The sequence below is a fragment of the Ruegeria sp. N7 genome (genome assembly GCF_056531345.1).
In genome coordinates this window covers 914,280-923,942 of sequence record NZ_JBQFLR010000001.1, presented here as the reverse complement: position 1 = coordinate 923,942, position 9,663 = coordinate 914,280, and the positions used below count along the sequence as shown (strand labels likewise).

At 56.9% G+C, this 9,663-nt stretch carries 8 protein-coding genes; 4 read left to right on the top strand and 4 right to left on the bottom strand.

The genetic code is table 11. The features are described 5' to 3' along the window. The first annotated feature begins 238 nt into the window (after positions 1 to 238). Positions 239 to 1,045 (top strand): NAD kinase, encoded by an 807-nt coding sequence (locus ACR0ES_RS04580; protein WP_480484271.1) that lies wholly within the window; start codon positions 239 to 241, stop codon positions 1,043 to 1,045. Between the two features lie 250 nt (positions 1,046 to 1,295). Here the strand turns inward: ACR0ES_RS04580 and ACR0ES_RS04575 are convergent, their stop codons facing one another. From ACR0ES_RS04575 to ACR0ES_RS04560, 4 genes are all read right to left on the bottom strand, one after another. Then, entirely contained in the window at positions 1,296 to 2,723 is a 1,428-nt protein-coding gene (locus ACR0ES_RS04575; protein ID WP_480484270.1) for an amidase family protein, read from the bottom strand. A gap of 88 nt (positions 2,724 to 2,811) precedes the next feature. Next, positions 2,812 to 4,701 (bottom strand): propionate-CoA ligase PrpE, encoded by a 1,890-nt coding sequence (prpE, locus tag ACR0ES_RS04570; protein ID WP_480772938.1) that lies wholly within the window; start codon positions 4,699 to 4,701, stop codon positions 2,812 to 2,814. Between the two features lie 231 nt (positions 4,702 to 4,932). Then, positions 4,933 to 5,322 (bottom strand): GFA family protein, encoded by a 390-nt coding sequence (locus ACR0ES_RS04565; protein ID WP_480484268.1) that lies wholly within the window; start codon positions 5,320 to 5,322, stop codon positions 4,933 to 4,935. Positions 5,323 to 5,370: 48 nt separating this feature from the next. Then, positions 5,371 to 7,644, bottom strand: coding sequence for an NADP-dependent malic enzyme (locus ACR0ES_RS04560; protein WP_480485160.1), 2,274 nt, complete (start codon positions 7,642 to 7,644; stop codon positions 5,371 to 5,373). Positions 7,645 to 7,833: 189 nt separating this feature from the next. Here ACR0ES_RS04560 and ACR0ES_RS04555 point away from each other — a divergent pair, with 189 nt between their 5' ends. The 3 genes from ACR0ES_RS04555 (at position 7,834) to ACR0ES_RS04545 (ending at position 9,659) form a co-directional block, all read left to right on the top strand. Further along, positions 7,834 to 8,034, top strand: a complete 201-nt coding sequence (locus ACR0ES_RS04555) for a hypothetical protein (RefSeq protein WP_480772937.1) — start codon at positions 7,834 to 7,836, stop codon at positions 8,032 to 8,034. A gap of 36 nt (positions 8,035 to 8,070) precedes the next feature. Beyond that, positions 8,071 to 9,174, top strand: coding sequence for a cupin domain-containing protein (locus ACR0ES_RS04550; RefSeq protein WP_480772936.1), 1,104 nt, complete (start codon positions 8,071 to 8,073; stop codon positions 9,172 to 9,174). Between the two features lie 92 nt (positions 9,175 to 9,266). Continuing rightward, positions 9,267 to 9,659, top strand: a complete 393-nt coding sequence (locus ACR0ES_RS04545) for a cytidine deaminase (protein ID WP_267365809.1) — start codon at positions 9,267 to 9,269, stop codon at positions 9,657 to 9,659. Positions 9,660 to 9,663 lie beyond the last annotated feature (4 nt).

Here is a 9,663-nt window from a genome sequence, read left to right as displayed (position 1 = left end):
GCTCGATCTCGTCGCGCTGACGACCCAGCTCAGACCGGATCGAGCCAAAAAGCTCAGGATCGCGGTCCGACAAGGACTGGGTGAAAAATCCGGTGTCACGAAGATTGGCGTTCATTGGCGCTCCACATGGCTGGGTATAAATCTTGCGGATTTCCTATCGGAAACGCCACATTCGCAAAAGGCTTAAAGCGACGATTTGGCCTGCTGCGGCGTCAAGACTGGCCTATTGGGGAAAGGTATGTTTGTTTCGGAACCAAATGTGCAACACCGGAAACCACAAAACATGAAAAAGAGAATCGCCTTTCTCGCCAGTGAGGTCAAAGTGGCGCAAACAGCGCGTGACACCCTGGTGACCAAATATGGTAATGTGGCACCTCGGGACGCAGATGTAGTGGTTGCATTGGGCGGCGACGGCTTCATGTTGCACACTTTGTACAATGTGCAGCATCTCGATACTCCGGTTTACGGGATGAATCGCGGCACGATCGGCTTTCTGATGAATGAGTATCACGAAGACGATCTGATGGCGCGGCTGGAGGATGCCGAGGAAGAGGTTATCAACCCGTTGGCCATGCAAGCGATGGACCAATCTGGAAAACTGCACGAGGCGCTGGCGATCAACGAAGTGTCATTGCTACGCGCCGGTCCTCAGGCAGCAAGGCTCAAGATCAGCGTAGACGGCCGGGTACGCATGGCCGAACTGGTCTGTGACGGGGCATTGCTTGCCACGCCTGCGGGATCGACCGCCTATAACTATTCCGCGCATGGGCCGATTGTTCCGATTGGTGCTGACGTTCTGGCCCTGACACCCATCGCAGCGTTTCGCCCACGGCGGTGGCGTGGTGCCTTGTTGCCGAAAATGGCGAAAGTCAGGTTCGATGTGGTCGAAGCTGACAAGCGCCCGGTCATCGTGGCCGCCGATTCCGTTTCTTTCCCGGATATCGACTGGGTTGAGATCAGGTCGGAACCAGCCATTGCGCACCGTATCCTTTTCGACCCCGGCCATGGGTTGGAAGAACGTCTAATATCCGAACAATTCACGTAAAATAGGCCATCCCCAAATTTTTCTCACGCCTGTGTGAAGCAGTTCACAGGAATTCCCTTAATGATTGGCTAATGTGAACTTGTCCGGAGAACACGCCAAGGTGGGAGTGAGTGGCCACCTAAACGGTGTTTTCGAATGGTTGCGCAGATTTTGCGCTGGCGAGGGTGGGTGGTGCTACGCTCGTCATCAGAAATCCGGGCTTATTTTAGCAGCTGGACCCCGGGCACAATGACCCGGGGTCTATTTTTTGTTACATGTGATCCCAAAGCGGGAAACACATCTGTCCCACGCGAGCTTCTATCGCGGCGGCGGCATCCACGGCCAAATCCTCGCGCCAGCGCTGTGCCGCGATCTGTACATTGATAGGTTGAGGCCCTTTGGGAAGGTTGGCCAATCGTGACGGAACGCAGGCTGCAGGCAGTCCCAGAAAGTTCATCGCATAGGAATAGACAGCGCATCCCAGAACATCATGCACGCCCTCCGCGCCTTCGGTGTCCCGGTCGGGTTTGAAAAATGGCTGTGGCAGGAAAGGGGACAAGACCAGCGGGTAGTCCTGCATAAACAGGGACCATTCACGGGCATAATAGCTGCGCTTGGCCAGCATCCGGACCAATTCTGTTTCAACGATGGGCGGGAATTCCTGAAAGTAGACGTCAAAGATGTCGCGGATGGTTTTGGAACCAGCGGCTTCAATGTCAGATTTCATCAGGGTCAGCACTTCGCCCATCAAGGTCCGGTACCCGATCCGGCCACATTCAAAGACATCGGGTGGATCGACCTCTTCAACGTCGTACCCTGCATCGACCAGCGCATCGCGCGCAGTGTCGAGGGCTTTTTCGACCTCGGGGTGCAGCGCATAGCCGAAGGTGTTCTTGGTGAATGCCACCTTGATCGGCTGGTCAAAACGCTCACCGCGCCAGGGCATTGGTACGTGGAACGGATCCCGCGCATCGGTGGCGATCAGGCTGGGCATGGACAGGTGTAGATCCGCAGCCGACCGAGTGATCAGGCCCTGAACCGACATTGATTGCGCCAGCAATCCGCGTTCGGCCTTCTGACTTGGGTTCCACGCGGGAACGCGTCCCAACCCCGGTTTCACCGTAACCGCTCCGATGGCGGCTGCCGGAAAGCGCAGGCTGCCGCCAATATCGTTGCCATGGGCCAGCGCACCGACACCTGCCATCACGGCGGCAGCAGCGCCACCGGATGATCCCCCGGGTGAAATGTGCCGTCCCCACGGGTTGAACGTGCGCCCATGCAGGGGGTTGTCGGTGTCGGCCCTGAAGGAAAACTCGGGCGTATTCGTTCGCCCGATCACAATGGCCCCCGCTTTTTGCAAGTTGCTGACCACCGGCGCGTCATCCGGAGCGATTACGTCCTTCAGCGCAATGACACCGTTGGTGGTGGCGTGGCCTTTCTGATCGACATTCACCTTGATTGTTACCGGAACACCATGCAGCGGGCCGGTCGGCTGACCACGCCCCCGTGCAGCATCTAGCGACTGCGCGCGTTCCAGGGCCTCGGTGCGCAAGTCTTCGACGACCGCGTTCAGCGCGGGGTTCACCGCGTCCATGCGATCAATCGAGGCCTGAACCGCCTCGGTCGCGCTCAGATCGCCGCGTCGGGTCAAGGTGGTCAGCTCTGTGGCGCTGAGACGCCAGATATCGGTATGTGTCATGGGCCCTCACTGTCTTACAGCGACAGTAGGGGCCCAGATTCAGGTTGCAAGGGCGGACATGACATGGGCGGCCTGTGCCACCCGATGGTTACTTGGCGTAACCAATTGTCTGCAACGCTTCTTTGATCTCATCAAGGATGGCAGGATCATCAATTGTTGCAGGCATTTTGTAGTCCTGACCGTCTGCAATCGACACCATCGTACCACGCAGGATCTTACCGGAACGGGTCTTGGGTAACCTGTCGACGACAACAGCCAGTTTGAAGGCGGCCACCGGCCCGATTTTCTCCCGAACCATTTTGACGACTTCCTGAACCACATCGCCATGATCCCGTGTGGCACCAGCATTCAGGCACAGGAAGCCGACCGGCATCTGCCCCTTCAGCTGGTCCGAAACTCCGATCACCGCGCATTCAGCCACATCGGGGTGGGCAGCCAGCACTTCTTCCATCCCGCCCGTCGACAAGCGATGGCCGGCAACGTTGATGACGTCATCGGTGCGCGCCATGATGTAGAGGTACCCGTCTTCGTCAATCATCCCGGCATCGCCGGTTTCGTAATATCCGGGGAAGTGTTCAAGATAAGATTTCTTGAACCGTGCTTCGGCATTCCACAGTGTTGGCAAGGTGCCTGGGGGCAGGGGCAATTTAACCGCGATGGCACCCAGTTCACCGGCCTTCATCGGGTGACCGCCTTCATCCAGAATTTGCACGTCATAACCCGGCATCGGTTTTGCGGGCGAGCCCAGCTTGACCGGAAGCTCTTCGATACCCAGCGGGTTCCCGGCAATGGCCCAGCCGGTTTCGGTTTGCCACCAATGGTCGATCACCGGAACCTTCAGCGCGTTTTGTGCCCAGATAATTGTGTCAGGGTCGGCGCGTTCGCCTGCCAGATAGAGGGCCTGTAGATGAGACAGATCGTATTTGCCAATCAATTCGCCTTTGGGGTCTTCTCGTTTGACGGCGCGGATGGCCGTAGGTGCGGTGAAGAAGCTTTTGACCTTATGTTCCGAGATCACGCGCCAGAAGGTGCCAGCATCCGGGGTGCCGACTGGCTTGCCCTCGAACACAATTGTGGTGTTTCCGTGGATCAGGGGCGCGTAGCAGATATAGGAGTGCCCCACGACCCAGCCCACATCGGAGGCTGCCCAGAACACGTCGCCCGGATCGACGTTATAGACATTCTTCATCGTCCAGTTCAGTGCCACAAGGTGTCCGGCAGTGGGGCGCACGACCCCTTTGGGTGCACCCGTAGTGCCAGAGGTGTAAAGGATATAAGCCGGGTCATTGCCATCAACCGGCACGCATTCAGCCGGTTCGACACCGTATTGGAAACCGTGCCAGTTGAAATCGCGCCCTTCAATCAACTGGGCGACCTCTTGTTCCCGCTGGAAGATCACACAAAAATCAGGTTTGTGGTTGGCCAGCTCGATCGCACCGTCAAGCAGGGGCTTATAGTGTACCACGCGACCGGGTTCCATCCCACAGGACGCGGCGATGATTGCTTTGGGTTTGGCGTCGTCGATGCGCACGGCCAGTTCGTTACTGGCAAACCCGCCGAACACGACCGAATGCACGGCGCCGAGGCGGGCACAGGCCAGCATCGCCTCAAGCGCTTCAGGGATCATCGGCATGTAGATAATGACACGGTCACCTTTTTCGACACCCTTTGCGCGCAGCGCGCCGGCCAGAGTGGCCACGCGGTTGCGAAGCTCGACATAGGATATCTCGCGCTTGGTGTGGGTGATGGGACTGTCATAGATGATGGCGGTTTGTTCACCGCGCCCGTTTTCCACATGACGGTCTACGGCATTCCAACAGGTATTGACCCGCGCGTCGCTGAACCATTCGTACAAGGGCGCATTGTCGTCGAACAGTGCTTTGCTGGGGGCCTTGACCCAATCGATCCCTTTTGCAGCGTTCATCCAGAACGCTTCGGGGTCGGATTTCCAGCTGTCATAAACGTCCTGATACGCCATCTTGTCCTCCTCACAACGGCTTGGACATTGTGTTAGGTCGCTGAAAACATCCGGGCAAGCGCGACGCGTGACGACGCGTCAGTTTACCGCAAAAAATTTGCAGATCAGCGGAATATGACTTGCAAATTTTTGCAAAATTACAGTTGAAGCACAGTTTTTGTCGCAGCAATAGAAAGTTTTGCAAAATTGCAAACCATTGCGTGCAAATATTGTGCCGTTCCGAGAATCAGCTCAACCAGCCGTTTTGGCGTAACGTGGCAGCTTGTCCTGAAGGTTCAGCCAGGGCAGGTGGTCGGCGTGGAACACGTGAAACTGTGGCGGCAGGGTCTCCGGGTTGTCCAGCGTTGCGGTGTAAAGATGAATGTTCACCGTATCGCGCGCTGTGCGATAGGCCATCTGGGTTCCGCAGTTGCCGCAAAACAGACGTTCAACCCCTTCCGATGAGCGATAGATCTTTGGTGCCTGACCCAACCATCTGACCGCCTCATGCGGCAGCCCGAAAAAAGCCGTGACCGGCGCGGCGCAGTTTCGCCTGCAATCTGAACAGTGGCAATAACAGCTCCACGCGGCTTGGGCATCGCTTTCCCAATGCACGGCGTTGCAGTGGCAATGTCCTTTCATGCGCTTCCCCCCCCCTGTTGGCAGGGGCGCCAGCAAGGCTGCCCCCGGTTAACCGTAATGCGCCACGGGTGTTCCTGCAATCGCCGCCATGTTCAGCAGACCGCGCGCGGTGATGGATGGAGTAACAATATGGGCCTTGTTGCCCATGCCCATCAGGATCGGGCCAACTTCAATCCCGTCCGCCTTCATCTTCAGAATATTGCGTACGCCACTGGCAGCATCTGCGTGGGCGAATATCAGAACGTTGGCCGCCCCCTCTAGTCGCGACGCTGGGAAGATACGCGCCCGCAGGTCTGCATCCAAAGCCGCATCCAGATTCATTTCGCCTTCGTAGACAAAATCGCGCGGCTGCCGATCAAGGATTTCCAGCGCCGCCCGCAGCCGTTTGCCTGATCCTTCAGCCTGATTGCCAAATTGCGACTGCGAACAGAAGGCGATCTTGGGCTCGATCCCGAACCGGCGAACATGTCGCGCAGCACCAATGGTGGTTTCTGCCAGTTCTTCCGGCGACGGCAATTGCCGGACATGCGTGTCGGCAATGAACAGGGGGCCATCTTCCAGGATCATCAGGGACAAGGCACCATGCGGGCGCAGTTTGTTGTCGTCCAACACCTGTTCGACATAATTCAGGTGCCAGCGGAATTCACCAAATGTGCCGCAGATCATGCTGTCCGCTTCGCCACGATGCACCATGATCGCGCCAATGGCCGTTGTGTTGGTGCGCATGATCGCTTTGGCCAGATCCGGTGTAACACCGCGGCGCTGCATGATCTGGTGGTAGGAAGTCCAATAATCGTAATAGCGCGGGTCGTTTTCCGGGTTGACGATCTGACAGTCCTTGCCCGGACGAATGGTCAGCCCCAGCTTTTCACACCGGGTTTCGATCACATCGGGTCGCCCGATCAGAATTGGCGTTTCCGTCGTCTCTTCGAGAATGGCCTGCGCGGCTCTCAGAACCCTTTCATCTTCACCCTCTGCAAAAACGATGCGACGGGATGCGACGGCCGCAGCCTCGAACACAGGACGCATCAGAAGGGCAGACTTGAAGACAGTCTGGTTGAGCTTTTCCTTATAGGCGTCAAAGTCGTCGATAGGGCGTTTTGCAACACCGCTTTCCATGGCGGCTTTGGCGACCGCCGATGACACCACGCCCACAAGACGCGGGTCAAATGGTTTCGGGATCAGGTAATCCGGGCCAAAGGTCAGTTGCTCGCCCTTATAGGCAGCCGCGGCTTCGGCGCTTGTGGTTGCGCGCGCCATCTCAGCGATACCATCCACGCAGGCAATCTGCATCGCGTCGTTGATCTCTGTCGCTCCGACGTCCAATGCACCCCTGAAGATAAACGGAAAACACAACACGTTGTTGACTTGATTGGGAAAATCGCTGCGACCCGTGGCGATGATTGCGTCTGGTGCAACCGCGCGGGCATCCTCTGGCAGGATTTCCGGCGTCGGGTTGGCCAGGGCGAAGATGATCGGGCGGCTTGCCATTTTCCGGACCATGTCAGGCTTCAGAACATTTGGTCCGCTGAGACCTAAAAACAGGTCAGCCCCACCGATCACATCGTCCAGCGTCCGCAAGTCCGACTTCTGCTCGAACTGTGACTTGTGCGGGTTCATGTCCTCGGCCCGTCCTTCGTAGACAAGCCCGTGAATGTCGCACAGCCAAATGTTTTCACGTTTCACGCCCAGCTTGACCAGCATGGTCAGGCACGCGATCCCGGCGGCCCCGCCACCGGTTGACACGACCTTGATGTCCTCAAAAGACTTTCCGGCCACATGTAGCGCATTCTTGGCCGCAGCCCCGACCACAATGGCAGTTCCGTGCTGGTCATCATGGAAAACCGGGATGTTCATACGTTCACGGCAGAGCTTTTCGACGATGAAGCAATCGGGGGCCTTGATGTCTTCCAGGTTAATGGCGCCAAATGTCGGTTCAAGGGCACAGACGATATCCGCCAGCTTTTCGGGATCGGGCTGATCGACCTCGATATCGAAACAGTCGATGCCCGCAAACTTCTTGAACAGAACGGCCTTGCCTTCCATAACCGGCTTCGACGCGAGTGCCCCGATATTCCCCAGGCCAAGCACGGCGGTGCCGTTTGACACCACAGCAACAAGGTTGCCGCGCGCTGTATACCGCTCGGCATTGGCTGCATCGGCCTTGATTTCAAGGCTGGCCTCGGCCACGCCGGGCGAATAGGCGCGGGCCAAATCGCGACCGTTGGCCATCGGCTTGGTGGCCTTGATCTCAAGCTTTCCGGGTTTGGGAAATTCATGATATTCGAGCGCAGCTTGTCGCAGGCTGGGGGTGTCAGACATCGGCGATTCAGCTCCCATTGAGAATTTGATTTAGCCTTAAACTATTTATTTGGACTTGGCTACGCTACGTAACTCTGCCGTGATGTCGCAACCGTGAAACCGGATTGATATTGTCTGAGTTCATTTTCGCCTTTTCACATTGTGACGACCAAGATCACTCTGGCAAGGCCGTTGTGACATTCAGAACTGATGACCCGGCTGGTAACGAACGAGGGATCAGTAGGTTGGATGTTGGTTGCAGTGGTGTTGGGCGGTTGTCATCACCCAGATTTGGTCGAGTTCACCGCGCTGAACGGCGGAGTTTTACCTGTGATTATTGAAATGCGCTTCTTCGTTATGGAAGAAATGCCGGAGATGTTCTTTTCGATTGGCCTTTGGCGTCTGTTCTGATCGGATAGCCAAAGTTGCAATTCGAAGAGAATACTGATGACCAAGACATCCGATCTGGCGAAAACGCACGCTGAAATTCGCCTGCCCACACAGGAAATTCGCGACGACATCCCTTTTTACACAAAAAAACTGGGGATGAAGATGGACATGATTTATCCCGCTGACGATCCGCGCGTCGCGGTGTTTTCGGGGCATGGCGTGCGGTTGCGCATTGAAAAAGACGCACCGGAAAGTCCGGGAACATTGCGTATCCTGACGGATGATCCGTCTGATTTCGCGGGTGGTGAACGCGTTCTTGTAGCCCCGAATGGCACCCGAATCGAAATTGAAGAACGAAATCCGCCACTGGTGATGCCAGAGACCGTGCATTCCTTTGTCGTGCGCAGGCTCAAGGATCAGGCCCCCTGGATCATTGGCCGGGCCGGGATGCACTATCGCGATCTGGTGCCGGATCGGTTGGGTGGGTCGATTATTGCCAGCCATATCCGCATTCCCGATGGTGGGCCGGTTCCGGACATGGTGCATTTTCACAAGGTCGGGTTTCAGTTGATCTTTTGCATCCATGGCTGGGTGGATGTGGTCTATGAGGATCAGGGCGAGAAAATGCGTCTGACAGCGGGGGACTGCTTTATTCAACCACCGGAAATCCGGCACCGTGTTCTCGAAGCTTCTGATAATGTTCAGGTTATCGAGATCGGTGTGCCGGCTGAGCATATCACGGAAATCGACCATGACATGACACTTCCCACTCCGCACATCCGCCCGGACCGCGAATGGCAGGGGCAACGCTTTGTCTATAATCAGGCCAAGGGTGCCGAGTGGATGCCCTTCCGCCTGCCGGGGTACATCTGCCGCGACACCACGATTGCCGAGAACACCAAGGGTGTCGCTGGGGTGCAGGTTGTGCGCAAAGGGTCGGGGGATCCGGAATGGGCCAGCCATGACACCGACATTCACTTTACCTTTGTGATGGGCGGCGAGGTCACCCTGGAAGGAGAGGGGCGTGAGCCCTACCGGCTGGAGCAAGGGGATGCTTTCGTCATCCCACCTGGGATGCGCACACGGCTGTCCGACCCAACAGACAATATCGAATTGTTGGAAGTCACCTTACCCGGTACCTTCAACACAACGCTGGGTTAAGCGAAAAACATGGGTCGGGGGCTTCAAATTCCCCGCCTTAATACGTTAGCGTGCAAATTTCTGACCAGATGATCAAAAAATGGGGAATCGCCATGTCGCTGAAAGACGCTGCCTTGTCTGTCCGGGAAAACGCCTACGCGCCATATTCGAACTTCAAAGTTGGCGCAGCGCTTCGGTCTTCGTCGGGTCATGTCTTTTCCGGGTGCAACGTCGAGAATGTGGCCTATCCCGAGGGCACCTGCGCGGAAGCAGGGGCAATTGCCGCAATGGTGGCCGCGGGCGAGCAGGAACTGACCGAAGTCTACGTGGTTGCCTCCAGCCCTCAGCCTGTGCCGCCTTGCGGTGGGTGCCGTCAGAAGCTGGCCGAGTTTGGCAAACGCGATGTAAAGGTCACTCTGGCAACCGTCGATGGTGCGGAGTTTGAGACAACCATCGGAGATTTGCTGCCGGGTGCGTTCGACGCGTCGCACATGGAGGATGTCTGAACGC

Excerpts from the sequence above, each read along its gene's own strand:
- ACR0ES_RS04545 (WP_267365809.1), top strand. The coding sequence starts at position 9,267 with ATGTCGCTGAAAGACGCTGCCTTGTCTGTCCGGGAAAACGCCTACGCG.
- prpE (WP_480772938.1), bottom strand. The coding sequence starts at position 4,701 with ATGGCGTATCAGGACGTTTATGACAGCTGGAAATCCGACCCCGAAGCG.
- ACR0ES_RS04565 (WP_480484268.1), bottom strand. The coding sequence starts at position 5,322 with ATGAAAGGACATTGCCACTGCAACGCCGTGCATTGGGAAAGCGATGCC.
- ACR0ES_RS04580 (WP_480484271.1), top strand. The coding sequence starts at position 239 with ATGTTTGTTTCGGAACCAAATGTGCAACACCGGAAACCACAAAACATG.
- ACR0ES_RS04560 (WP_480485160.1), bottom strand. The coding sequence starts at position 7,644 with ATGTCTGACACCCCCAGCCTGCGACAAGCTGCGCTCGAATATCATGAA.
- ACR0ES_RS04550 (WP_480772936.1), top strand. The coding sequence starts at position 8,071 with ATGACCAAGACATCCGATCTGGCGAAAACGCACGCTGAAATTCGCCTG.
- ACR0ES_RS04575 (WP_480484270.1), bottom strand. The coding sequence starts at position 2,723 with ATGACACATACCGATATCTGGCGTCTCAGCGCCACAGAGCTGACCACC.
- ACR0ES_RS04555 (WP_480772937.1), top strand. The coding sequence starts at position 7,834 with ATGACCCGGCTGGTAACGAACGAGGGATCAGTAGGTTGGATGTTGGTT.